Origin of the sequence: Mycolicibacterium xanthum (assembly GCF_019710635.1) — a bacterium.
Taxonomy (GTDB): domain Bacteria; phylum Actinomycetota; class Actinomycetes; order Mycobacteriales; family Mycobacteriaceae; genus Mycobacterium; species Mycobacterium xanthum.
The window spans coordinates 150,586-174,279 of the sequence record NZ_JAIFZS010000011.1 but is presented as its reverse complement, the minus strand read 5'-3'; the positions used below and the strand labels follow the sequence as shown (position 1 = coordinate 174,279).

Here is a 23,694-nt window from a genome sequence, read left to right as displayed (position 1 = left end):
ACATCGTTGTCGGTGTCTGACCACCCCCTGTCGCAGTCACGGGATCATCGACTCATCGGAGCCGGCGCGCCGCGAACTGCGCCGCCTGCTGCACCATTCCGGTGGCCACGTACGCGTTGTGGGCGCTCATGTCCCAGCCACCCTCGTAGCAGATCGGATCGTTGGGCACGCACATGTCGATCGCCCTGCCCGCCAGCACCGGGTTGAGCACCGGCAACGGGCCCACCGACAGCGAGTCGGAGAAGGCGGTGCGTGGCCCGCCGAAGTCGGCCACCGCGGCAACCCGGTCGGTGACGGGGACCGGCAGCCCGTTGCTCGCCAGGTCGATCACGCCCGCCCCCTGCGAGAAGCCCCCGAGCACCATTCGGGTGTTCGGGCAGTTGGCCGCGGTGGCTTCGATGTGGCTGCGGGCGTCGTCGGCCCCCGCCGGGGTGCTGCGGGCGAAGTCGTGGCTTGCCGGATAGTTCACCGCGTACACCCCGACCGAACGTCCGCCGACCTGGCCCCGCAACGCGTCGACGAACGCCTGCCCCACCCCGCCGACGCCGGGCGGCTCGGTGGTACCGCGGGCGAACACCACTTCGACGTCGGGGCACGGGGCGGCCGCCGAGGTCGCGGATGTCAGTAGGGCTACGGGCAACGCCCAGGCCGCGGCGCCGGCCGCGCACAGCACGCGTACCGATTGGGCGAAGGTTCGTGTCTCCATACCGGTATGTCGCCGTGGCGGGCACCGATGTCACGCCCGGCCCGCGACGCGACGGTGCCGTCGTCGATTCGTGCAACCAACATGTCGCACGTCGTGGCGGTGCCCTGGGGGCTGTCGGCTGACATTCCAGCGCAAATCGGATAGGCAGCCGGCGCTGCGTCCAGTGCGTTCGCTCACGGCTGTGAGTAATGGTGTCGGTCATGGCCGGCATCTGCTGGATGCATGGCGGCAGTTCCTGGGATCGACCAACGAAAGCGCGAGGATCAATTCCCCTGTCTCACAGGATGGATACGAATGATGGCGCAATCGATTGAGGATCCCCGGCAGTGCCGCTTGGCATGCTGACCCCTTCCCCGGCACGGGAGGCTACGGCGCCGCCGTGACCCGACACCTGCGAACCGACGAACATCCGCAACGTATGTGCCGGGCACACGCGTACTGCATTATCCGACCTTGTTCGTTCGCACCTGGTCGCGCTGTCACCCTTCGTCGTGTGGGGTCGATATCCGTTTGGCCGTCGCTGATCAGAACGGCTCGGGACTTCGTCGGACCCTATGTTCCCGGGTCCTGGCAGTAGAACAGCCCGCAGTTTGTCGGTGGCCGATGGACGTACTGCGGGTCGACCGGCGGAACTGCTCCTTCAAAGACGTACTGGGAAACGTTGCCCGGCACACCCATCACATTCCAGTAGGTGTGGCAGACATTCCAGTCCCAGTTGGGCGGGTCGCTCATGTCGAAATTCTTCGGTTGCCCGGGGCACCACGTATACGGCCCCTTTGCGAAAGGCTCGGCGTGGGCGATAGCCGGAGTCAGCATCAACCCGGCGCACGAAACGGCGGCCGATATCAGCGCCGCGGCGACGGTCGGTCTGACGCGATGCGTGCTGCTCATGTTGCGCCTCTCATCCCCCCATGCCGTTGACATCGGCTGAGGCTTGGTGGTTCGGTTCAGCAAAGTCTACGACCTATGCAGCGCTCGCACGTGCCGAATTCGGACACACCCGCGCCCCTGGCTCTGGGCACGACGTTGCCGCTGTTGAAGCCGGTCCCGAGCCACTGGGGAGACGCTCCGGTGACGCGCCACCACACTGATCGACCGAATTCCCGCACTCAAGAATCCAGCAAACCCACTCGAGCGCGATGACGCATCATGATGCAGCCGTCAGAAGCTACGATGCACTCGTGCGCGCCACCGTCGACATCGCTGACGATTTGTTGGCTGAGGCGAAGGTGCTCGCCGCGCGAACTCGACGCTCGCTGAGCGCGGTCGTCGACGATGCGTTGCGCGCAATGCTGAAGCGTGACAGTACATCCCACCCTGCCACCGAATGGACATTCCCGACCGGCGGCACCGGGGGCCTGCGCCCGGGCGTCAACCTCGACGACAAGGAAGCACTCACGGGCCTGCTCGGCGACAATGCTGTGTCCTGACCGTCAATCCGTTGCTCTACGCCTACCGGCACGACCTTCCCCGGCACGCCGACTACGCAAACTGGCTGCAGGCATTGATGACCGGTGACGAGCCGGTCGGGATCAGCGAACTCGCGCTCTCTGCGGTCGTTCGACTCGCGACCAACCACCGGATCTTCGACCAACCGGGCACACCAACCGAGGTACTGGCTTATTGCCAGGCAGTGCGCACGGCGCCGGCCGCCGTGCCGCTACGCCCGGGCGACCGTCACTGCGGCATCTTCGACCAGCTGTGTCGAGAAGCCTCCCCGACCGCGAACCTCGTGCCCGACGCCTACCACGCCGCCCTTGCGATCGAAAATCGCGCAACCTGGCTCACCAATGACCGCGGGTTGGCGCGCTTCCCGAAACTAATGTGGCGCAGGCCTTTTCGATAGACTCAAGACAGGCCTCAGCAGAGCGCAAACCGTTCGGACACCGACCGGCACGGCCCGGTTCGCACCACCCGCACGCCCTCGGTCATTCCGTCACCCGGTGCAGCTCGGCCGACAGGTGGTGCTGTAGCTGCTGTCCCACCGCCGCCATCCGCAGCGTGTAGGTCAGTGTGTCGCCGACGACCTGGATCGTCCGTCCGACGGCCATCACCTCTTTGGCCGACCCTGCGTGGCCGATCTCGGTCGAGACCAGATCCATCCGCAGCGTGTCGCCGTCGGCTGCCAGGGACCCCTCCTGGATCTCGGTGATGCCGGTCGGGTGCGCGAGGATCCACTCGATCCGATCGGGTGCGGGCGCCCGCACGTAGCCCGTCTCCGCGTGCAGCGCCCGGCCGTCGTCGGTGGCGCGCGTGCGCTGGACGTAGGTCAGGAACGGCTTGCCGGTGTGGCCGAACGTCACCTCCTCGGTGTAGCCGAACGGCTGGATCGTCGGATAGGCACCCGAGCCCTCGCCGGCCCAGGTGCCCAGCAGAGGCGCCAGCACCGCGACGTCCGGGTGTAGTTCGGGAGTGAGGGCAGCCACGAACGTCAGAGTACGTCGACCATGGGTCGCGCTGGACAGGTAGCCGAAACCGGCTTCAACTCGCTTCTTGATGACTACAGTCACATGACATCGCCTGTTGTCAGCGGTTTGAGCACCAGAGGGGGAGGCGTCCGCGATGGCTGATGTCGAGCAGGTCGAACAGCGGCGAAACGTCCGGTCGTTGCGCTATCTCGCTGCCGCGATGGCGGTCTGTGCGGGGCTTGCCGTCGCGCCGGGGCAGGGCCTGGCGTGGGCCGATCCAACCGCCACCGAATCGACATCCAGCGAGACCGCCCACGCCGAGACCTCGGTTGACGGCGCAGACGCCACAACGGCCGATGCACTGTCGACGACCTTCGGCGCGAACGGTCAGGGCGAGTCCGAGAAAGCGGGCGCCAACGGGGTCGATCCCGACCTCGAGGCCGATCCCGACCTCGAGGCCGAGGCGGAGTCAGATGCCGATGCCGATGCCGATGCCGATGCCGAAATCGGCGAGACCGAGGCCGACGAACCCTCCGACACCGTAGAGCCCGTCGCCGAAGTCACCGATGACGACCAACCCGGGACGGCCCTGCAGGACGTCCCGGTAACCCGACCCGAGTCGGATTCGATGTCCGACGACTCTGTCGCGACGGAAAGCCCTGTTGCGGAAGAGGATTCCCGCAGCGAGCCGGACACCGGGGAAGCGGACGCGGAGCCCGGCCACGACGTGCACATCGTGAACGACCCGGACGTGACGTCCCACCCCGCCGCGCGCGAGGCCGACAGCGCGCCGGTCGAGGCGCTCACCCCCGCTGCAGGACTCCTCACCATCGACGTCTCGAACACACGGCACGAACCCGCCACCGGGACCCTGGTCGCCGCGCAGACTCACACCGCGACAACGGCACTCGCCATCGTCTCGAATCCGACCACCGTCGATACCACGGCCCCCAACCCGCCGGAACCGTTGTCGCCGCTGGCCAAGCTGCTGCAACTGCCCGGTCACCTGGTCAACGCGGTGCTGCAGATATTCGACATCACCACGTCGGCGAACGGCCCGCAGAGCCCGATCAGCCTGGCGCCGATCAACGACCTGCTGTTCGCCGCGTTCCGTGAGTTCGAGCGACTGCTGGGATTGGACCGAACGGTGACCGCCCCACCGGTCGTTCCCACCCTGACCTACACCGGCGACACGACGGCCCCGACACCGACGGTTGCCCAGTTCCTGAACGCATCCACGGCCGCATACGGGCTCGGGACGACGCCGGGTGGACTGGTGCCGTTCACCGACAACGGATTCCAGATGTCCTCGGTGAACATCTTCACCGGCGAGGTGGCCAAGGCCTGGGTCACTCCGGAGCGGCAGATCATCATCGCCTACCAGGGCACCACCGGCGGAACGCATCTACTGTTCAACCCGCTCATCGCCATCACTCAACTCCTCACCGACCTGCAGATCGTTTTCACCACGACCACGCCCTGGGCCTTCCACGACGCGCTGCGCTTCGCCCAGCGGGTACAGGCCGAGGCGGCCGAACAGGGTTACGGCTCCGACGACATCTTCGTCACGGGTCACTCACTCGGCGGCTGGGAGGCCCAGTACGTCGCACAGCAGACCGGCCTGGGCGGTATCGGGTTCGAGAGCCCGGGTATGAACACCGTCGTCCCCGGAAACGGTGCCGACTCGATGTTCGTCAACATCGCGACCTACGGAGACGCCGCGGCATACCTGTCCACCGATCTGCCGGGCCTGCAACCGTTCATGTCGCCCTATGTGCCCGGAGGTGGCAGCAAGCCACACTACGGTGCGATCGTGATGATCGGCGATCCCGCCGCCATGACACCGCTGCGGAACGCCTCGGCGCTGTGGGGCAAGGGCCTGATCGGCAGCGTCCTCTTCCTGGTCGACGTCCTCGGGAACTTTCTGCAGTACCACCTGCCCGGTGTGCAGGCCCATCACCTGGACGTCATCCCCGACCCCGGCGTGGTGCCGTGGTTGGGCAGGCCGAGCGGACCCGTGAACACCGGATACGGAGTCCTGACGATTCCCCAACTGCTGAAGGCGGCCTCGGACGCCGGGAGTCTCTACCAACCGTGAGACGCCCTGCCCGCGCAGCCAAAGACAGGTAGCCGACTACTCACGTCATCTGCGCCGTCACCCGACACGATGCAGTCATGTCCATCAGAACATGGGTCGTCGCGCCGACGATGAACGGCGCGTGGGGGAGTCAGCCACTGCAGAGCATCGGCAGGATGGCATGGGTGGCGCCGCGACGCATTCTCGTCGTGGCGGTGCTGCTACTGGTTGCGGCCGGAATCTTCGGCGCACCCGTGGTCGGGAAATTGTCCAGCGGCGGGTTCAAGGATCCCGCGGCGGAGTCGTCACACGCCGCGCAGGTGCTCTCCGACGAGTTCGGCATCGGGGCGACGCCCGTGGTCATCGCGGTGACGTCGGATCCGGGGGTGCGCAGCCCGGTCGCACAGCGCGCGGCTGCCGAGATCGAGCGGACGCTGGCCGGGTTGCCCTACGTCAGGGGCGTGCAGTCGGCCTGGTCGACACCGTCCTCGGTTTCCGACGGGCTGGTCAGCCGGGACGGCAAGACCGGGCTGATCGTCGCCGGGATCGCCGGCGACGAGAGCACGACGTACCGCCATGCCGATGAAATCGCCTCTCTGCTCACCGAACCCGACGGCGTGGCGGTGAAGCTCGGTGGCGAGGCGACGTCGTCGATGCAGTCGGTCGAGCAGGCCCAGCGGGACCTTCTGGTGATGGAGTTGATCTCGGTTCCGCTGAGCTTCGTCGTTCTGGTGTGGGTGTTCGGCGGTCTGCTCACCGCCGCCCTTCCGTTGGCGGTCGGCGTGCTGGCGATCGTCGGATCGTTGGCGGTGGTGCGCGCGTTCGCCATGGTGACCGATGTGTCGGTCTTCGCCCTGAACGTGATCCTGGCGCTGGGTTTGGCGCTGGCCATCGACTACACGCTGCTGATCGTGAGCCGGTTCCGCGACGAGTTGGCCACCGGCGCCGGTCGGGAGGAAGCCCTGATGCGGACCATGGCGACCGCCGGCCGGACGGTGGTCTTCTCGGCGGTCACCGTCGCGCTCGGCATGGGCACCATGGTGCTGTTCCCGATCTACTTCCTGAAGTCGTTCGCCTACGGGGGCGTCGCGGTGGTGGCGCTCGCGGCGGCCGCCGCACTGGTGGTCACGCCGGCGGCGCTGGTCCTGCTGGGGGCACGTCTGGACGCCTTCGACGTGCGCCGGCTGGCCCGCAGGGCGCTTCGGCGCCCCGAGCCCGTGCCGCCCCCGGTGCACCGTGCGTTCTGGTATCGGTGGGCCACCGGGGTCATGCGGCACGCTGTGCCGATCGGTCTTGCGGTCACCGCGGCGCTGGTGCTCCTCGGCACCCCGATCGCCGGAATCAGATGGGGATTCCCCGATGACCGGATGCTGCCCACATCGATGTCGGCACGACAGGTCGGCGATGACATCCGCGCGAATTTCACGACCGACTCCTACAACGACGTGATCGTGGTCGTCCCGAACGCGCTCGATTTGACGGTCCCGGAAGTCGACGGCTACGCAGCGCGGCTGTCGCGGGTGCCGGGCGTCGCGTCGGTGTCCGCGCCCGGCGGGGCGTACACGAACGGCGTCCGAACCGGCCCTCCGGTGGCCGCGACGGCCTTGTCGCCCGACAGCGTCTTCCTGACGGTGAACTCACGTGCCCCGCTGTACTCGGAATCGTCGGCCGCACAACTCGATCAACTGCACGCCGTCAGCACACCCGGTGGACGCTCCGCGCAGTTCACCGGTTGGGCGCAGGTCAGCCGCGACTGTGCTGCGGCGGTGACATCCACCCTGCCGCTGGTGCTTTCCGTGATCGCCGTCATCACGGTGGTGTTGATGTTCGTTTTCACCGGCAGCATCGTGCTGGCGCTCGCCACGCTGGTGCTCAATGTGTTGTCGCTTGCCGCCATGTTCGGGGCGGTGGTGTGGATCTTCCAGGACGGCCACCTGGGCGGGTTCGGCACGACGGCCACCGGGACGCTCGCCCCCAGTGTGCTGATGCTGCTGTTCTGCATGGCATTCGGCTTGTCCATGGACTACCAGCTCTTTGTGATCGCACGGATCCGCGAGCACTGGACGGCCTCGGCCCGCACCGGGTCCGATTCCCGCGAGGCCGTCGCCGTCGGGTTGGCCCGCACCGGCCGGGTGGTGACCGCGGCCGCGGTGTTGATGGCGGTGACGCTCGCAGCGTTGCTGTCGGCGCAGGTCTCGGTGATGAAGATCTTCGGGTTCGGGCTGCCGCTGGCCGTCCTGGTCGACGCAACGGTGGTCCGGATGATTCTGCTGCCGACGGTCCTGCGACTGCTCGGCCGGGCAGCCTGGTGGGAACCGGCGCCGCTGGCCTGGCTGCATCGGCACATCGGTGTCGAGGAGTCGGCTGACATTCCCGCCTTGAGCGGCCCACTGGCACCGGAGGGCGCGTGAGCCGCCGGTCGGGGATTGACGCCACCGCCGACGACGGCGCACTGTGATAGCAGTCACAAGATCCCGGCGCACCGGGGAGAGGCGGCCGCACATGACCACCAGAGACAAGTACACGCAGGTTCCCGAGCCGTACTCCTGGGAGGTCCCCAGCGCCGGCGACGCGCGCTTCACCTGGGAGTACGACGAGGGCCGCGCCCGCCTCCTTTCTCTGTACCAAAAGGGAAAGGACAAGCAGTGGGACGCCCAGTCGCGTATCGACTGGAGCCTGGACGTCGACCCGATGAACCCGATCGGGATTCCCGACGAGTTCCATCCGCTGTTCGGCAGCCCGGCCTGGGAGTCCGCCGACGAATCGCGCCGCGCCGAGATGCGCCAGCACAACCAGGCCTGGAACATCTCGCAGTTCCTGCACGGCGAGCAGGGGGCGATGGTGTGCGCGGCCAAGATCGTCGAGGTGGTCCCCGATCTGGATGCGAAGTTCTACGCCGCCACCCAGACCATGGACGAGGCCCGGCACGTCGAAGCGTTCTCCCGATTCCTCCAGGAAAAGATCGGCATGGTCTACCCGATCAACACCAACTTGACCGCACTGTTGCAGGACACCCTGACCGACTCCCGCTGGGACATGCCCTACCTGGGCATGCAGGTTCTGATCGAGGGACTCGCACTGGCCGCCTTCGGCACGATGCGTGACCTGGCGGCGCCGGACTCACTGGCCAAGCAGTTGCTGGCCTACGTCATGCAGGACGAGGCCCGCCATGTCGCCTTCGGCCGAATCTCACTGAAGGACTACTACTCCACGTTGACCGACGCCGAGCGCGACGACCGGGAAGAGTTCGTCGTGGACGCCTGCTACCTGATGCGCGACCGGTTCCGCGGCGAGGAGGTTTTCGAGACCCTCGACCTGGACGTCAAGGCGTGCGCCGAATGGGTCGACACGTCGCCGTTGATGATCCAGTTCCGCTCACACCTGTTCAGCCGCATCGTGCCGATCGTCAAGGACATCGGCTTGTGGGGCCCCAAGGTGCAGCGGGCCTTCCGGGACATGGGGGTCCTCGACATGGCCGGCTTCGACATCGAGACACTGATGAAGGCCGACGAGGATCAGGCCGAGGCGCTGGACAAGGCGCACGCCGAGATGGCCGACCGGGCCCTCGAGGTGGATCAGGTGATCGCCGCCGGCGCGAACTGACCGAAGGTCCGGTCACGGCGATTGTGAGAGGCCGCTCATCTCTCGCTCATGACCGGTCCATCCGGGGCTTGCATCCTCGGTGGTATGGCCACGGCACCTGAGGATCACCCGCATGTGGTGCGCTGCCGGCGCCGCCGCAACTTCAGGCTCTTCCTCGCCAGCCAGGGCGCGTCCCAGTCCGGCACCTGGCTTCAGTTTGTGTCGCTGGCCTGGCTTGCCGCCGAACTGACCGGCAGCGGCACCGCGCTGGGCTGGATCGCCGCCGCGACGTTCGGACCGCTGCTCGTGGCGGGACCGTGGACCGGAGCCCTGGCCGACCGCGTCGACAAGCACCGTCTGCTCATCGCCACACAGCTTCTGGTCGCCGGGCAGGCCGTGGCGCTGGGCGCCCTGATACTCACCGGCACGGCCAGCGTGGCGCTTCTCTACGGCGTTGCCCTCACGTTCGGGCTCTTGCACGCCGTCGAAAACCCGCTCCGCCGTGCATTTTTAGCCGAGATCGTCGAGGAGGACCTGATCCCGCGCGCGGTGAGCCTCAACGGCGCGATCACCGCCGCCGGCCGCGTCCTGGGCCCGGTCAGCGCGGGCGCCCTGATCGCCTCGGCAGGGATCGGCTGGTGCTTCGTCGCCATCGCGGTCGGCTATCTGATCGCGCTGGGCATGCTCATGCTGATGCGTCGCAGTGCCCTGCGCACCACCGAGGCGGTGCCGGAACGCGGAGCGGTGCGCGCCGGTCTCCGATACGCCTGGCGCGTCCCCGAGCTTCGGATCGCGCTGATGCTGACGGCCGTCGTCGCCACCTTCGGTTTCAACCATCAGGTGGTCATCCCGCTGTTGGCAGAGCAGACCTTTGCCGGCGGCGTCGGCACCTACACGCTGCTGTACACCGCTGTCGGTGTGGGATCGGTCGCCGGCGCCCTGTCGGTGGCCCGTCGCGACGAGATCGACGTGTGGTTCCTCACCGTCGCCGTCATCGCGTTCGCGGTGGCCAACGGCATGATCGCACTGTCGCCGAACCTGGCGGTCGCGGTGTTCGCCTGCGCCGCCGCCGGTGCCACCGCCACGCTGTTCGTCACCGCTGCGATCGCGTTGTTGCAGCAGCGCTGTGACCCGGCGATGCGCGGTCGGGTGATGGCTCTGTCGGCGATGGTGGTCCTCGGGGGGCTGCCGATCGGCGGCCCGATCGTCGGCTGGATCTGCGATGTCGCCGGGCCCCGCTCCGGCGTGGCCGTCGGGTCGCTGGCCGCCCTGCTGGCCGCCGCGGCCGTGGCACGCCGCCTTCCGAAGCGCAGCACCACCACACCACTCTGCCGTGGCCTGGTCCAAGCCTCATGAGGGCGTTCTCATCTTCGTCTCCGCTGGCGATCACCGCGGTGCACGAACCTGATATCACACGCTGAAATTGTTACGGCACTTGATGAAAGGACCTTTGCCATGTTGCTTGCCATCACCCGCACGGCGATCTCGATCCGGCCCGCCCACGCCCTCGACGAGGCGACGCTGGCCCGGATGTGGGCGCTCTATGCGCCCCACCACAACATCGACCACGTCGAGTTCCGGGACAAGCTGGCGACCCTTGACGAAGTCGCGCTGTTCACGCTCCGCGGCGATCGCACGCTGATCGGATTTTGCGGGCTGCGCCACCGCGTGGTGGAGCTGTCGACCGGAGGTCGGGTGGCGACCTTCTACATGGGGCTGACGTATGTGATGCCCGAGTGGCGGTCGGTCGGTCTGATCCAGCGGGTGGTCATCCGCCGCGTACTCTCCCCGCTGATCTCTCCTCGGTTCCACCGGGTCTATTTCTGGGCCGACTGCCTCACTTTCCGTCCGTATCTCGCGATGGCGCGCAACCTGCGCGAGTACTACCCGTCCCGAACGCAGGTCACCTCCGACGAGGGGCGCGAGGTGATCGCCACGCTCGGCCGCACCTACTACGGGGACAGCTTCGACGAGATGCACGGAACGGTGCGCAAACAGGTTCGCCGCATCAAAGCGCACGAGGCCGGCGTGTCGGCCGCCGACCTGCAAGATCCCGACATCGAGTTCTACATGGAGTGCAACCCCGGCTACGGCCGCGGCGACGGTTTGATCGCGGTATGCCCGATGGGGGTGAGGAATCTCGCCCACCTGCTGAGACGACAACTCGGCAAACGGGCCGGTTCGAATCGCATTCCGGTGACGCGCGAACCGGTAATCGCTTGCGCGCGCTGAGCGCTCATCAGCTCGCGAAGACTCGGATCCAGTCGATCCGCATTTCGGCCGGATAGGTTCCGGCAGCGGGTTCACGTCCACCCGAGCCGCCGACTGCGATGTTGAAGACCGGGACCATCGTGTAGCCGGGGTCGTTGAACGGCCAATCCGCGATGGAGTTGGCAGGCACCTCGAAGAAGGGCGCCATGCCTGGTTGGTAGTCCTTCCAGAAGTACATCCCGGTCGGCAACCACGTCATTCGCCAAGTGTGCCAAGCGTTGTCGATCGGGTGGCGATTGGTGGCGAACGACGTGCCATCGAGCCGTGCGTGCACTGTGGTTCCCGATGGCCAGTCGCGGTTGCCGTACCACTCCACCAGGTCGACTTCACCGCCGCGCACCGGGTTTTCGTTGACAAGCCAGAACGCCGGCCAGGCGCCATCGGTCAGACAGTCCAGCTTGACCCGAGCCTCCCAGGTGGTTCCCACCCCACCACGCCAGAGTCCCATGATCTTCGCACCGGCGTACTTCTCCTGGATATTGGCTCCCGGACCGCGGGTGGCCCGAATGACGAGATTGCCCGCCCCGTCCTGGAAGACGTGCTCCTGGTCGGTGACGTATCGGCCCATGTTGTAGGGCTGGTCCCATTCGACGGGATTCCTGATCGTCTCGCGCGCCGGCACGATGAACCACTGGGCGGGATCGGGAGGCGCACCTGCGGGACCGTTGAATTCATCCTGGAACAGCATCACCGGACCGATGTCGGCGGTCGGCGGCGGAGCAGGCGGACCGGGGGGGAAATCCCCTGGTACCGGTTGCGCTTGCGCCGCCGCGACCGGACCCGTGACCGCGGCGACCCCCAACCCCATCATCAACATCGCGGTGCGGCGATCGATCCTGTCCACAGCAGCACCCTAACCGACAGGGCTACCCGAATCAGGCTAACTGACGGGCTACTCGCATCAGGCGACTTCGTGGTCGTGCCGAGTTCTGAAGTCCGGGCATAGCCGCCGGATCCCGCAGAACCGGCGACCTACGCCGGCGTACACGTGAGCTTGGTGCCGTAGAAGTCGAGTGGATGCCGCTACCCGTCGGCTGCGCGAACAGGATCGCCCGATCGCTTCCGACCGTGGGAACCATGGACCCGGGGCCGCAGCAGAGGGCGCCAGGATTCGGCATTGGCCGGTTGGTGCCAGGGTGGGACAATACCGGTGTGCGGGAGAGAAGGCCGGGGGGCCGGATCGCCGGTTCACTGATGATCGACGATCTGCTGGATCAGGCGATGGCGGCGATCAACCGAGGCGACAGGGTCACGGCCACCGCGCTGGCCGACCGGGTGCTGGCAGTCGACCGCGGAAACGCCGATGCCGAGGACCTGCTGACCGCACCGAGCGAAGGTGGCGAGATCCGTCGGATGACGATCTTGTACGTCACCCTGGTGGACTCCGCAGAGCTGTCCGCGCGGGCTGGGATCGACACCTACGGGGTGATGGTGGGCGGCTACCGCGATCTGGTGCTCGACGTCGTGAAGCGTTTCGACGGCCATATCGGCTCACCGGGGGGCGAGGGACTGCTCGCGCTGTTCGGCCATCCGACGGTCCACGAGGACGACCTCCGCAGAGCCGTAATGGCGGGGTTGGACATCATGCGAGGCGTTACCCACCTCAGCCAACAGTTCAGGAGCCGATTCGGAATCGGGATTGCGGCCCGAGCGGGGGTTCACCGCGGCTTCGTCTATCTCGACCCCGCCCAGGACGACGTATTCGGCCTCGGAGCCAACTTTGCCGCGCGAGTGGCGGGCCTGGCCAAACCCGGGACCCTCGTGGTCTCGGATGCGGTTGCTCCGTTGATACGAAGCGCATTCGACCTGGACCCCTGCACACCTGCACCCGTCAAGGGGGTAGCGGGATCGATCGCCCACCACCGTGTCCTGAGCGAACGATCGGAACCAACCGCGGTGAAGCCCGCACCCCTGGTCGGACGTGACGCTGAATTGGGCTGTCTGCAAGACAGTTGGGCGCGCGCACAATCCGGCACGCCGACCACGCAAGGTGTGGTGATCCGCGGCGAGCCGGGCATGGGCAAGTCCCGGCTTGCCGCCGCCGTAGCGGAACTCGCCGAGAAATCAGGAGCCGCAGTCCTGACACTCACGGGTGCGGTGATGCATACCAAGGCCGGCCTCTACCCCGTGCGTTCCCTGTTGGAGCAACGCTGCGGCATCACGAGGCACACCACCGCCGGCGACCAGCTCCGACTGCTCCGCGCCGAGGTGACCGCGGGGCAATGCGACCCCACGAGCATGGTGCCACTGCTGGCCCCCGTCTTGAATATCGGCCCGGAGCACGGATACCAACCCGTCGCAGCCGAGGGTCGGCGGCTCTATCAGTTGATCGCACAGGCGATTCAGGACTACTTGGTGGCCTGTGTTGGCGAGCGCCCCGGTCTCGTCGTTGCCGAGGACATCCACTGGTTTGATCCGTCCACCCTCGAAATCCTCCGGGCACTGTTGCTGTCCGATCTGGACGGGCTACTCGTGGTGGCAACGGGGCGGCCCGGCGAATGGCTACCCGCCGACTGGCCGGTGACGGTACTCGATCTCGGCCCGTTACCGCAGCGGGAGGCCGACAAGCTCATCGGTCTTCTCGATCCGGATCTGTCGGCCGAGGCCCGGGCGGCCATCGCTGCACGCTGCGACGGGGTGCCGTTCTACATCGAGCAGGTCGTCTGCGGGCTCGCTCAGCCCGGGGTACCGGAGGGGCTGTACGAGCCCCTACTCGCGCGGCTGCGGGCGAGCGCCAACGTGGTACCGATCGCCGAGGCTGCCGCCCTCATCGGGCGCGAGCTCGACAGGGGGCTGTTGGGCTCCGTTATCGGTCTCGACGAGGACGTGGTCGACGCCGCACTGGCCGAACTCAAGGATGCAGGCGTACTGGAACCTTGGGGCAGCACCGGCTGGCGGTTCCGCCATGAACTGCTCCGTGAGGTCGCCGCCGAGCTGGCACCGCCGAGCGTGTGTCGCGGCCTGCATGCCAAGGTCGCCGACGCTCTGGTGCGCGGCGCGCGCGGCGCGCCGGACTGGCAGTTGGTGGCCACGCACTACGAGCAGGCCGCCCGGCCCGGGGACGCGGTGTCCGCATACCGGCAGGCATCAACCGATGCGCGACGCCGCGGTGCCCTCGTAGAAGCGACCGGCTACCTGGCCCGGGCGCTCACCCAGGTGGACGAACTCGCCCAGGGCCGCGCCCGCGATCTACAGGAGATGGAGGTCCGTCTGGAGCGGGGATTCCTCGCAAGCGCCACCAGCGGACCGCTCAACCACACCACGGCGGTTGACTTCGAGGAGTGCCTGCGGCTCAGCGCGGCGGACCTGCGCGACGACATCGTGGTCGGGACACTGCTGGCGCTGGCCGGCTACTACTTCGCCGTCGGGAATCTTCCTCGATCGACCCAGCTCATCGCAACGCTGCGCGCCGGGATGACCGGGGAGCGGGAATATTTCCGGCCGATCGCCGACGCCAGCTTAGGCATCGCCGGGTGGCTGAACGGTGAATTCTCCTCCGCACGTGCGCAGATGGAAGCAGCAACCGAACGTTACTCCCGGACGGGACGGCACACCCTCGAGGCACTGTGGTTCAACCCGACCGACCCGCTGACGATGGCGCACGGAGTTCACGGACTGGACCGGATCGCACACGGCGACCTCAGCGGCGCCGAAGCCCAGGTGCGGCTGGCCGCGCGCCGCGGCGACGAACTCAGCTTCCCGCAGGGCCCGTTCAGCTTGGCTTTCGCCCGCTTCTTCGAGTTCTGGATACGCATGGAAGCAAGCCAATTCGACCGCGCCGCGATGCTGGCAGCCGAGCAGGTCGAGCAAGCCGAGCAGCACAGCTTCGAAGTCTGGGCGCTCTGGGGTGCGGCACAACAAGCGATCGTCGATGCCATGGCTTCAACCCGCGGTGACCCGGCCGACCCCGACATGCAAGCGATTCACGTCGCCCGTGCGACCGAACTGGTCAAAACCGTCCGTGGCGCAGGCCTGACGATATTCGTCACGTTGTTCGACGGAGCTCTCGCACGGTTGTTGATCGCTGTCGATCGTGTCGAAGAGGCAGGTGCCCAGCTGGATGCGGCAATAGCCCTGGGACGCGAGGCTGACATGCGTTTCTACGAGGCCGAACTGCTACGCCTTCGTGCTCATACCCGGACGGACCCCGAGGTCCGGAACGCCGATCTGGCCGCCGCCGTCGACGTCGCCCGTCGGCAGGGTGCCGACCTGTACGAGCTCCGCGCAGCGCTCGACGCCTTCCACCTGAACGGAGAGACCGCCCGTACCGCACTGGTCGATGTGGTCGGCCGATTCGACGACGACACCCCGCTCAAGGAGGTACTGGTTGCGCGCTCGGCCCTGAACTAGTCCCCCAGGCCGGAGATTTCTAGGCATCGGTCTCTGATTCACGCAGGACTCGGTAGTAGGTGATCGACTCGCGCACGCTGTCGACTGTCGCCGAGGCACCTTCCTGGACGTCGAAATCATCACGGATAACAGCCTCTACCGCATCCGACACCACAACGGCGCCAGGCGTTGCGAGTCCGGATATCCGGGTCGCAACGGAAACGGTTGCCCCGTAGATGTCGCCGTGGACGCGATCGAGGTACACCGGCCCGTGGTGGACCCCGACCCGCACATCGACGCCGAAACCGAATCGACGAGCTGTCTGGTCGCCGAGCCTGGACACCGCCCGCGTGATCTCCAACCCCGCCTTCACCGCACGTACGACGTCGTCTTCGGGCTCGACCGGACCACCGAAGACCGCCAGCATGCCGTCGCCCTTCGTGGAGTCGACGTAGCCGTCGTGGGCGGCGACGATGGCACTCACCTGCTCGCGGTAGCGCCCCACCACCAACCGATATGTCTCGGGCTCGACCCTGGTGGACAGCGCCGTCGAATCGACGAGATCCGCGAAGAACAGGCTCACACGCCGAATCTCGCCGGGATCAGCCGATCCGTCGGTCACCTTGCCATCGTCGCACTCCACGCAGTTGTCCGAGGCTGATCAGGCGATGACCGACGACGACGCACGGACCTACGCCGGCGTACACGTCAGCTTGGTGCCGTAGAAGTCGATCGTCACCTCACCCTGGTGCTCGGCGTAATCGGCACCCTCCCTGGAGTAGTGGATGCCGCTGCCGGTCGGCTGCGCGAACAGAATCGCCCGATCCCTTCCGACCGTGAGAACCATGGATCTGGGGTCGATGTCGTTGTAGAAGACCGCCGACACCGGCTGGCCGGAGTCGGTGCAGCGGTATTCGACCGTGGGCGAGGCGGCGGCACCCGGGAGGCCGATCTGCAGTTCGACTGCGCGGGTCTGGTACTCCTCGAGCACACAACGCGCGATGTCCTGGGACTTCCAGCAGTCGTCTCGACCGGACTTCCAACCCCGCTGCTCGGCCTCCAGTTGTGCCGCATCCGCACCGGATTCGTTCAGCGCCTGGCGGAACAACTCGTCGACCCGGCGGTCCAGCGCCGCCAGGTCCGGGTCGGTGCAGACCAGCTTCTCGACGTCGTTCCCCGGTTTCGCACAGTCGACGGTCGCCGGTGTCGCGGCCGGCGAGGTCGACGGCGGTCTCTGGGTGGTCGACGGCGCGGTGTCGGTGGCAGCACTCTCGGTGGCGGCCTCCTGCCGGTCGCCGCTACCGCAACCGGCGAGCATCAAAACCACGGCCAAGCACCACATCAACCGTTTCATCGTGCACGCCTCCGAACCCCGGACCACAGCGCCGCCACGGTGACGACGGCCAGCACCCGGAAGCAGCGCCGACCACGCCCGGCCGACAAAGACCGTCGCCCATTCCATCCGGCCAGCAAAGCACAACCGGCCCGACCGCACACCCACGACAGGCCCGCGCAGCTGAGCCGGCCGCGATCGGCCTAGAATCGAGGCGTCCCGACGCGTCGGAGGTTCTCATGCTGCGCAGGCTCACAGCTTCATCGGCGGTCCTCACGGCCGCCCTCGTCTTTGCGGCGCCGGCCGCGGCCTCCCCCGCCGACGAATGTGTGCCGCCATGCTCGACCGAGTCCGACTTCTACGAGTGCCTGGCCGATTGCCTGCAGGGCTGACGTCGTCGTGTCCTCCGGCCGCCGAGTCGGGACCAAAGGCCCTGACAGCGCTGCTTCTCCGGCCGTAGCTTGAGGTCGTAGGGAAACTCCGGGCAGAAGGAGCAGGGATGATGACTGCCCAATCGGAACACACGTCTCACAACCATGGGATCGTGGTCGCGGTGGACGGTTCCTCGCCCGCCGATGACGCGCTGACCTGGGCGGTGCGCGAGGCCGCACTGCGGGCGACACCACTGACTCTGGTGCACGTCGTGCCGCCCCCGATGGTGCTGTCCTGGCCGGGTACACCGGCGACGCCGGGCTTTACCGACTGGCAGCGCGAAGAGGGCGAGAAGCTGCTGAAGGGCGCCATCGAGACCGCCGAGAAGCTCGCGACCGATCTGCCGGGCACCGTCAGCATCACCAGCGAGATGTTCTTCGGCGGAATCATTTCCACGCTGATGGAGATGTCCGAGGATGCCGACCTGCTCGTGGTGGGCTGCCGCGGGGTCGGCGCGATGAGTCGCGCGGTGCTGGGTTCGGTCAGTTCGGCAATGGTGCACCACGCTCGGTGCCCGGTCGCGGTGATCCACGACGACACCCCGTTGGACGGACTCGCGGACGCACCCGTCGTCGTCGGTGTCGACGGGTCGCCGGCATCGGAGGCAGCTACCGCGATCGCGTTCGATGAAGCCTCACGCCGCGGCGTCGTCCTCGTGTCCGTGCACGCCTGGAGCGACACCGCGGCCATCGAGTACCCGGGCATCACCTACGAGACGATGCAGGGACTCGGCGAGGAGGTGCTCGGCGAGCGGCTGGCCGGTTGGTCGGAGCGCTACCCGGACGTCGAGGTGCGCCGGGTGGTGGCCTGCGACCGGCCCGCCCACCAGATCCTGGAGGAGGCGGAGAAGGCACAGCTGGTGGTTGTCGGCAGCCATGGCCGCGGAGGGTTCACCGGGATGCTGCTCGGCTCGGTGAGCACCAAGGTGATCCACGGCACCAAGGTGCCGGTCATCGTGGCGCGCGGCGGCTGAGCCGCCAATCGGACACCGCGGCTGAGCCGCCAATCGGACACCGCGGCTGAGCCGCCAATCGGACACCGCGGCTGAGCCGCCGGAACCGGGTGCCGGGCTACCGGATGTGTGGGAGCGGCACCCGGTCGCCGACTGCGCCGTCGGCGTCACGCAGCGCCGGTGCCGCAAGGGCTTCACGCAACATCCAGCGGGCCAGTTCGAGGATCTGCGCGATCTCCTCATCGGAGATCCGCAACCCGTCGGGCTGCTCACGCAGCGCGATCACGCCGTTCCACGATCCCCACAGGTAATGCGTCAACCGCAATGAGTCGACGGGGCGGGCCTCACCGGCGGCGACGGCACCGTCGATCTCAGCGGCGAAGTTCTGCAGCAGCGCACCCACCTGCCCACGGATGCGTGCCTCGGTCTCGTCATCCCCCGACAACGGCCGCGTACCGGGGCTGCGGTAGGCCAGGAAGTGAAACGCGCCCGGGTGGTCGAGGTGGAACCGGAGATAAGCGTCACCACCGGCCAACACGCGCTGCAACGGTCCGAGGGTCGGGTCGTCCACCCGCCGCATGTAGTCCGCGAACAGTGTCAGCGCACGATCCACCAACTGGAGGTACAACCCCCGCTTGCCATCGAAATGGGTGTAGATCGATCCGACCGAGACGTCTGCGGCCTCGGCGATCTCCTCGATCCGGGCGCCGTCATAGCCGTCCCGGGCGAACACCACTTCCGCAGCGTCCAAGATTGCGGCCCGGGTACGCGCCCGGCGTCGCTCACCACGCGCCGCGGCCGGCGTCGGCGCGGGCTGCACGTCAGCGGCGGTCATCCGGCCAGAATATGTCACACGTCCTTTTTGCAATATGATTCATTTATTGAAACCTCTTCTAAAACAGGCGCCGAGCTGTCATCCTGGGTGCCATGCCAGAGCAGACCGATGTCGTCGTCGTCGGGAGCAGGTGTGCCGGGACGGCCGCAGCAATCACGTTGGCCCGCCGAAACAGGAAGGTCATCGCGGTCGACAGCGCGGCTTTCCCATCCGACACGTTGTCCACCCACTTGTTCTTCACCCATCACTGGGCTGAACTGGACCGGCTGGGCGCCCGGGAGCGGGTGGCGGCCCTGGGTGCCCCGCTGCACACCCGCGCGGGACTCGGATCCCCCGACGTCGAGGTCATCGGACCGTCCAGTCGGGTGGAGGGATTCGCCGCCGGTGCGTGCGTACGCCGGCCGGGCCTCGATCTCGCACTCGTCGAGACCGCCCGCGCGGCCGGCGCCGAGGTTCGCGAACACGTCCGGGTCACCGGCCTGATGCGCGAGGCATCGGGCCGGGTCTGCGGGGTGCGGATCCGGCACCGGGACGGCACCGTCGACGCCATCACCGCCAAGCTCGTCGTCGGCGCCGACGGTCGCCGATCGACCGTCGCCAAGCTGGTCGGCGCCCGCGATCATCACCGCTGGGACAACCAACGCATCATGGCGTTCGCCTACTACGACGACCCGCGCGGCGAGCTGCGCGACCTGGCCATGCAGTGGCGCGACGACGACGACCTGGTGACCGTATTCCCCTGTGACGGTGGACAATCCGTCGTTCTCCTGATGCCGCCGCGCTACCGCACCGACGAGTTCCGCGCCGACGCGACCGCGGCATTCGACGCGACGGTGCAGCGGATCGCGCCCTTCGCCGAGCGCCTGGCGGGGTGTACGCGCGTCACCGACATCCGAATGTCCTACTCGCATCCCAGCTACTTCCGCCATTCCCAGGGTCCGGGCTGGGCGCTGGCCGGGGATGCCGGGCACTTCAAAGACCCGGTCACCGCGCAGGGAATCCGCGACGCGCTGCGGTTCGGCCGACTGCTGGGCGAGGCCGCGGCCGCGGTCCTCGACGACCCCGCACGCCTCGACTCCGCGCTGGCCGCCTGGGAACGGGACCGCGATGCCCAGTGCCTGGCGATGTATCAGTGGGCGAACCTGCTCGGTCGGGCCGACACGATCTCGCCGATCGAAAACGCCGCCTACCACTGGTTCGCCGCACGCCCGGACGGGTTCACCGAACTGGCCGACGTGTTCAACCGGAAGACATCCCCACAGCGGGTCTTCACCCCCGCCCGCCTGGTGCGCTGGGCCGCGGCGGCCGCGCGTGATCCCGGTGTGGGCCGCGGCGAGCTCGCCCGCACCGTGGGCCGGGATGTCCGGCGCGAGGCTGCGCGGATCGTCGAACAGGTCCTGTTCGCGAAACGGCGCGCGGCGTCGGCGCGCGCGTCTAGCCCACGTCCGACGGGTCGCCGACGGCTGCGGGAGTCCCCTGAGCCGATGCAGCGGCCTGCGGCACCCGCGCCGGTTCACGGCCCATGATCACCGCTGTCACGTCGTCGATGTCGGCCGCATCCGCCGCACCCAGGCACAGCGCCTCGATGGTTGCGTGCGCATCTCCGCAGTACTGGCGCACGCACCGCTCGACGGCCTCGTAGAGCGACTCGACCGTCCCGCCCCACAAATCCATGACGCCGTCGCTGACCAGCAGCGCCGCGTCCCCGGGCTCGAGCACCCCGCACATGTCGTGCCAATCACCGCACATCCCGATCGGCATGTCCTTCGACGAGACGTGCTCGACGGCCGCTCCGCAGTCCCGGATGATGAAGTGCAGGCCATGTCCGGCATCGGCGAGCCGGTACGCCCCCGTCACCAGGTTCAGCTGGACGTAGGCCAGCGTGACGAAGGCGCTGCCGCGTTCCAGATCGCCGTCCAGCGCGCCGGCGATACCGGCGATGACTTTGGCCGAGCCGATCTCGAGCGGATGGGTACGCAGCGCGGCCCGCGTCGCCGCGGCGAGCATTCCCGCCGCCATCCCTTGCCCATCACGTCACCGAGGCTCACCACCGCATACGTGGTGTTCAGGCGCAGATCATAGAAGTCACCGCCGACCTGTTTGGCCGGTACCGACAACGCCGCCGCCTGCCACCCCGGCGCGCTGGGCAGCCGCCACGGGAGCAACGCGCGCTGCACCTCGGCCGCGCGCTCGAGCTCCTCCTCCTCCAACCGACGGGCCCGCGTCGCCTCGGTGACATCCTGGAACTGCAGCGCCAGCGGCCGGGAGTCCTCATCCGTTTCGAGATCCGTTTCGAGCGTAACCATGCTGATGTTCAGGACCCGGCCCCAGCATCGCGACGAGGAATACGAGTACCGCATCCCGAGGTTCGAGCAACCAGCGGACGGGACAGCACTACCTGATGAACCGGCTCGTCAGACTGGACATCAACAACAACGGCACCGCCGTCGGGCACCCGTGACGGCAAACGGTGCCACATCATCACTCGGTGCCTGACGCATCACCCGATGCCCGACGCGAGGCGCCTCCCGCGCGCTTGCCGCAGTGAGCAGTGGGGCGCCATCTCCCAAGGCTTCGTGAGCCAGGCCCCGGTGCGCGTGCGGTGGCCGATGCACCCTGCCTGACGGACCGGCAACGGCACGTCGACACGGTCGACGAGGTCATGCGCTGGCAAACAGTCTGTGAGATATACGTTGGCCGCTCGGCACCGGGCCGCACCCACTAACGTGTGCGACGTGACCGAGAAGACCACCTGCGCGGTCGTCGGCGGGGGCCCGGCCGGGATGGTGCTCGGACTGCTGCTGGCCCGAGCAGGCGTCGAGGTGACGGTGCTGGAGAAGCACGCCGACTTCCTTCGCGACTTCCGCGGTGACACCGTGCACCCCACCACCTTGCGTCTGCTCGACGAACTCGGCCTATGGTCGGCCTTCCAGTCGCTGCCGCAGAGCCATGTCCGCAAGGCCGCCTTCGATGTCCGACCGGGACACTCGGTGACGGTCGTCGACTTCGGGCGTCTGTGGCTGGCGCATCCGTACGTCGCGATGGTCCCGCAGTGGGACCTGCTCAACCTGCTGGCCGACGCCGGTACCGCCGAGCCGACGTTCAGCCTGAAGATGCGCACCGAGGTAACCGGGTTGATCCGGGAGGGCACCCAGGTTGCCGGGGTCCGCTACGACGGCCCCGACGGTCCGGGCGAGCTGCGCGCCGATCTGACGGTGGGCTGTGACGGGCGGTGGTCGGTCGTCCGTCGCGAGGCCGGCCTGAAGGTTCGGGAGTGGCCGGTCAGCTTCGATGCGTGGTGGTTCCGGCTGCCCCGGCCCGACGATGTACCGGTCTTCACGCTGTTCCCCCGGGTCTCGCCCGGCCGGGCGCTGATCGCCATCCCACGGGAGGGCTACCTGCAGATCGCCCTGCTGATCCCCAAGGGCTCCGACGAACAGCTGCGCGCCCGTGGCCTGGCCGCATTTCGCGCCGACGTCCTGCAACTGCTCCCGGAAGCCGGCGACCTCGTCGACACCGTGACCACCCTGGACGACGTCAAACACCTCGACGTCCGGTTGAACCGACTTCATCGCTGGCACGCCGACGGGGTGTTGTGCATCGGTGACGCCGCCCATGCGATGTCACCGGCGGGCGGCGTCGGCATCAACATGGCGGTGCAGGACGGGGTGGCGGCGGCGCGCCTGCTCGCCGAACCGCTGCGTGCGGGCACCGTCGGCAGCCGGGATCTGGCCCGGGTGCGGCGGCGCAGGATCCTGCCCACCGCGGTCACCCAAGGCCTGCAACGTCAGATCGACAAGCGCCTGCTCGGACCGATCGTCAAAGGTCACGATGCCACCCCGCCCGCTGCGCTGATCCGGATGTTCGAGCTGATGCCGTGGCTCTCGGCGGTCCCGGGCTATCTGGTGGGCGTCGGCGCGCTCCCCGAGCGGGCGCCGGCGTTCGCGCGGAGACCGCCCGCGTAGGGTCATCCGGTGACCGACACCGCCCCGCCGGCTGACCCGTTCGACCTCATCGGACATGTCAGCGTGGTGTCCGGCGGAGGGTCTGGAATCGGTCTCGGCATGGCCCACGGCCTGGCCCGGGCGGGCGCTTCGGTGGTGATATTCGGTCGCTCGGCCGACCGGCTGCACACCGCGGCCGAACAGCTGCGCGAGTACGGCCGACCCGTGTTGGCGTTGCCGTGCGACGTCACCGACGAACAGGCGGTCACCGACGCCATGGCCCGGATTCACCGCGAGTTCGGTTCGCTGGATTCGTGTTTCGCCAATGCCGGCGTGCGTGGCCGGTTCACCCCGCTGCTGGACACGTCGCTGGCCGAGTTCCGCTCGGTGACCGGGGTCGACCTCGACGGGGTGTTTCTGACCCTGCGCGAGGCCGCCCGCCAGATGGTCGACGCCGGCCGCGGCGGCAGCCTGGTCGGAGTCTCCAGTCTCGGCGCTTTCCAGGGCATGCCTCGCCAGGCGGCCTACGCGGCGTCCAAGGCCGGCGTCACATCGCTGATGGACACACTGGCGGTGGAACTCGCCCGACACGGCATCCGCGCCAACACGATCGCACCCGGCTGGTTCGACACCGACATGACCTCCGCCGGCCTGGCCGACGAGCGATTCAGCGCGCGCGTGCTGCCCCGGGTGCCGGCGCGTCGATGGGGCGGTCCGGGCGATCTCGCCGGCGTAGCGGTATACCTGGCCAGTCCGGCCAGCAGTTACCACACCGCCGACGTCCTGCGCATCGACGGCGGATACCTCAAGTTCTAGCTTTCGCGG

20 protein-coding genes are annotated in these 23,694 nt (G+C 67.9%); 12 read left to right on the top strand and 8 right to left on the bottom strand.

Annotated elements, in window-relative coordinates:
- Positions 1-52: 52 nt before the first annotated feature.
- Together JDV09_RS06985 and JDV09_RS06980 are read right to left on the bottom strand one after the other, a co-directional pair.
- Entirely contained in the window at positions 53-706 is a 654-nt protein-coding gene (locus JDV09_RS06985) for a cutinase family protein (protein WP_221368382.1), read from the bottom strand.
- 552 nt (positions 707-1,258) lie between these two features.
- Positions 1,259-1,597, bottom strand: coding sequence for a hypothetical protein (locus JDV09_RS06980; protein WP_221368381.1), 339 nt, complete (start codon positions 1,595-1,597; stop codon positions 1,259-1,261).
- Positions 1,598-1,887: 290 nt separating this feature from the next.
- On the opposite strand from JDV09_RS06980, the gene JDV09_RS06975 reads away from it, so the two are divergent.
- Complete coding sequence (locus JDV09_RS06975; RefSeq protein WP_221368517.1) at positions 1,888-2,136, top strand: type II toxin-antitoxin system VapB family antitoxin; 249 nt, start codon at positions 1,888-1,890, stop codon at positions 2,134-2,136.
- An 11-nt stretch (positions 2,137-2,147) separates the two neighbouring features.
- Positions 2,148-2,552 (top strand): TA system VapC family ribonuclease toxin, encoded by a 405-nt coding sequence (locus JDV09_RS06970; protein ID WP_255604934.1) that lies wholly within the window; start codon positions 2,148-2,150, stop codon positions 2,550-2,552.
- A gap of 82 nt (positions 2,553-2,634) precedes the next feature.
- On the opposite strand, the gene JDV09_RS06965 is transcribed toward JDV09_RS06970, so the two are convergent.
- On the bottom strand, positions 2,635-3,132 hold the full coding sequence (locus JDV09_RS06965) for a peroxynitrite isomerase (RefSeq protein WP_221368379.1): 498 nt from the start codon (positions 3,130-3,132) through the stop codon (positions 2,635-2,637).
- 610 nt (positions 3,133-3,742) lie between these two features.
- Between JDV09_RS06965 and JDV09_RS06960 the strand changes: the two genes are divergently transcribed.
- The 5 genes from JDV09_RS06960 to JDV09_RS06940 all read left to right on the top strand — a co-directional run bounded on the left by JDV09_RS06960 (position 3,743) and on the right by JDV09_RS06940 (position 11,005).
- The gene (locus tag JDV09_RS06960; protein ID WP_443678025.1) at positions 3,743-5,212 is read left to right on the top strand and encodes a hypothetical protein; all 1,470 of its coding nucleotides are present in this window, start codon (positions 3,743-3,745) and stop codon (positions 5,210-5,212) included.
- 77 nt (positions 5,213-5,289) lie between these two features.
- The gene (locus JDV09_RS06955; RefSeq protein WP_372452860.1) at positions 5,290-7,602 is read left to right on the top strand and encodes an MMPL family transporter; all 2,313 of its coding nucleotides are present in this window, start codon (positions 5,290-5,292) and stop codon (positions 7,600-7,602) included.
- A gap of 91 nt (positions 7,603-7,693) precedes the next feature.
- Positions 7,694-8,794 (top strand): ferritin-like domain-containing protein, encoded by a 1,101-nt coding sequence (locus JDV09_RS06950; RefSeq protein WP_221368377.1) that lies wholly within the window; start codon positions 7,694-7,696, stop codon positions 8,792-8,794.
- A gap of 84 nt (positions 8,795-8,878) precedes the next feature.
- Positions 8,879-10,129: an MFS transporter gene (locus tag JDV09_RS06945; protein ID WP_221368376.1), complete on the top strand. Its 1,251-nt coding sequence runs from the start codon at positions 8,879-8,881 to the stop codon at positions 10,127-10,129.
- A gap of 99 nt (positions 10,130-10,228) precedes the next feature.
- Entirely contained in the window at positions 10,229-11,005 is a 777-nt protein-coding gene (locus JDV09_RS06940) for a hypothetical protein (protein ID WP_221368375.1), read from the top strand.
- A gap of 7 nt (positions 11,006-11,012) precedes the next feature.
- Here JDV09_RS06940 and JDV09_RS06935 read toward each other — a convergent pair whose 3' ends face one another.
- On the bottom strand, positions 11,013-11,879 hold the full coding sequence (locus JDV09_RS06935) for a glycoside hydrolase family 16 protein (protein WP_221368502.1): 867 nt from the start codon (positions 11,877-11,879) through the stop codon (positions 11,013-11,015).
- A gap of 359 nt (positions 11,880-12,238) precedes the next feature.
- Here JDV09_RS06935 and JDV09_RS06930 point away from each other — a divergent pair, with 359 nt between their 5' ends.
- Entirely contained in the window at positions 12,239-15,394 is a 3,156-nt protein-coding gene (locus tag JDV09_RS06930; RefSeq protein WP_255604933.1) for an ATP-binding protein, read from the top strand.
- Positions 15,395-15,413: 19 nt separating this feature from the next.
- On the opposite strand, the gene JDV09_RS06925 is transcribed toward JDV09_RS06930, so the two are convergent.
- Together JDV09_RS06925 and JDV09_RS06920 are read right to left on the bottom strand one after the other, a co-directional pair.
- Positions 15,414-15,995, bottom strand: coding sequence for an adenylate/guanylate cyclase domain-containing protein (locus JDV09_RS06925; protein ID WP_308124040.1), 582 nt, complete (start codon positions 15,993-15,995; stop codon positions 15,414-15,416).
- A 69-nt stretch (positions 15,996-16,064) separates the two neighbouring features.
- The gene (locus tag JDV09_RS06920; protein WP_255604977.1) at positions 16,065-16,691 is read right to left on the bottom strand and encodes an MliC family protein; all 627 of its coding nucleotides are present in this window, start codon (positions 16,689-16,691) and stop codon (positions 16,065-16,067) included.
- A 517-nt stretch (positions 16,692-17,208) separates the two neighbouring features.
- Here JDV09_RS06920 and JDV09_RS06915 point away from each other — a divergent pair.
- Entirely contained in the window at positions 17,209-18,111 is a 903-nt protein-coding gene (locus tag JDV09_RS06915; RefSeq protein ID WP_221368371.1) for a universal stress protein, read from the top strand.
- 97 nt (positions 18,112-18,208) lie between these two features.
- Here the strand turns inward: JDV09_RS06915 and JDV09_RS06910 are convergent, their stop codons facing one another.
- Positions 18,209-18,925, bottom strand: coding sequence for a TetR/AcrR family transcriptional regulator (locus tag JDV09_RS06910; protein WP_221368370.1), 717 nt, complete (start codon positions 18,923-18,925; stop codon positions 18,209-18,211).
- Positions 18,926-19,017: 92 nt separating this feature from the next.
- Here JDV09_RS06910 and JDV09_RS06905 point away from each other — a divergent pair, with 92 nt between their 5' ends.
- On the top strand, positions 19,018-20,451 hold the full coding sequence (locus JDV09_RS06905) for an NAD(P)/FAD-dependent oxidoreductase (protein ID WP_221368369.1): 1,434 nt from the start codon (positions 19,018-19,020) through the stop codon (positions 20,449-20,451).
- Here JDV09_RS06905 and JDV09_RS06900 read toward each other — a convergent pair.
- Positions 20,360-20,944 carry a SpoIIE family protein phosphatase gene (locus tag JDV09_RS06900; protein WP_221368368.1) on the bottom strand — a complete coding sequence of 195 codons (585 nt, stop codon included), beginning with the start codon at positions 20,942-20,944 and terminating at the stop codon, positions 20,360-20,362. The two genes, JDV09_RS06905 and JDV09_RS06900, sit on opposite strands and share 92 nt — an antisense overlap.
- 716 nt (positions 20,945-21,660) lie before the next feature.
- Between JDV09_RS06900 and JDV09_RS06895 the strand changes: the two genes are divergently transcribed.
- Together JDV09_RS06895 and JDV09_RS06890 are read left to right on the top strand one after the other, a co-directional pair.
- The gene (locus JDV09_RS06895; protein WP_221368367.1) at positions 21,661-22,890 is read left to right on the top strand and encodes an FAD-dependent oxidoreductase; all 1,230 of its coding nucleotides are present in this window, start codon (positions 21,661-21,663) and stop codon (positions 22,888-22,890) included.
- Between the two features lie 9 nt (positions 22,891-22,899).
- Positions 22,900-23,685 carry an SDR family NAD(P)-dependent oxidoreductase gene (locus JDV09_RS06890; RefSeq protein WP_221368366.1) on the top strand — a complete coding sequence of 262 codons (786 nt, stop codon included), beginning with the start codon at positions 22,900-22,902 and terminating at the stop codon, positions 23,683-23,685.
- Positions 23,686-23,694 lie beyond the last annotated feature (9 nt).

Excerpts from the sequence above, each read along its gene's own strand:
- JDV09_RS06985 (WP_221368382.1), bottom strand. The coding sequence starts at position 706 with ATGGAGACACGAACCTTCGCCCAATCGGTACGCGTGCTGTGCGCGGCC.
- JDV09_RS06980 (WP_221368381.1), bottom strand. The coding sequence starts at position 1,597 with ATGAGCAGCACGCATCGCGTCAGACCGACCGTCGCCGCGGCGCTGATA.
- JDV09_RS06960 (WP_443678025.1), top strand. The coding sequence starts at position 3,743 with ATGTCCGACGACTCTGTCGCGACGGAAAGCCCTGTTGCGGAAGAGGAT.
- JDV09_RS06955 (WP_372452860.1), top strand. The coding sequence starts at position 5,290 with ATGTCCATCAGAACATGGGTCGTCGCGCCGACGATGAACGGCGCGTGG.
- JDV09_RS06950 (WP_221368377.1), top strand. The coding sequence starts at position 7,694 with ATGACCACCAGAGACAAGTACACGCAGGTTCCCGAGCCGTACTCCTGG.
- JDV09_RS06945 (WP_221368376.1), top strand. The coding sequence starts at position 8,879 with ATGGCCACGGCACCTGAGGATCACCCGCATGTGGTGCGCTGCCGGCGC.
- JDV09_RS06940 (WP_221368375.1), top strand. The coding sequence starts at position 10,229 with ATGTTGCTTGCCATCACCCGCACGGCGATCTCGATCCGGCCCGCCCAC.
- JDV09_RS06930 (WP_255604933.1), top strand. The coding sequence starts at position 12,239 with ATGATCGACGATCTGCTGGATCAGGCGATGGCGGCGATCAACCGAGGC.
- JDV09_RS06920 (WP_255604977.1), bottom strand. The coding sequence starts at position 16,691 with ATGCTCGCCGGTTGCGGTAGCGGCGACCGGCAGGAGGCCGCCACCGAG.
- JDV09_RS06915 (WP_221368371.1), top strand. The coding sequence starts at position 17,209 with ATGACTGCCCAATCGGAACACACGTCTCACAACCATGGGATCGTGGTC.
- JDV09_RS06910 (WP_221368370.1), bottom strand. The coding sequence starts at position 18,925 with ATGACCGCCGCTGACGTGCAGCCCGCGCCGACGCCGGCCGCGGCGCGT.
- JDV09_RS06905 (WP_221368369.1), top strand. The coding sequence starts at position 19,018 with ATGCCAGAGCAGACCGATGTCGTCGTCGTCGGGAGCAGGTGTGCCGGG.
- JDV09_RS06900 (WP_221368368.1), bottom strand. The coding sequence starts at position 20,944 with ATGGCGGCGGGAATGCTCGCCGCGGCGACGCGGGCCGCGCTGCGTACC.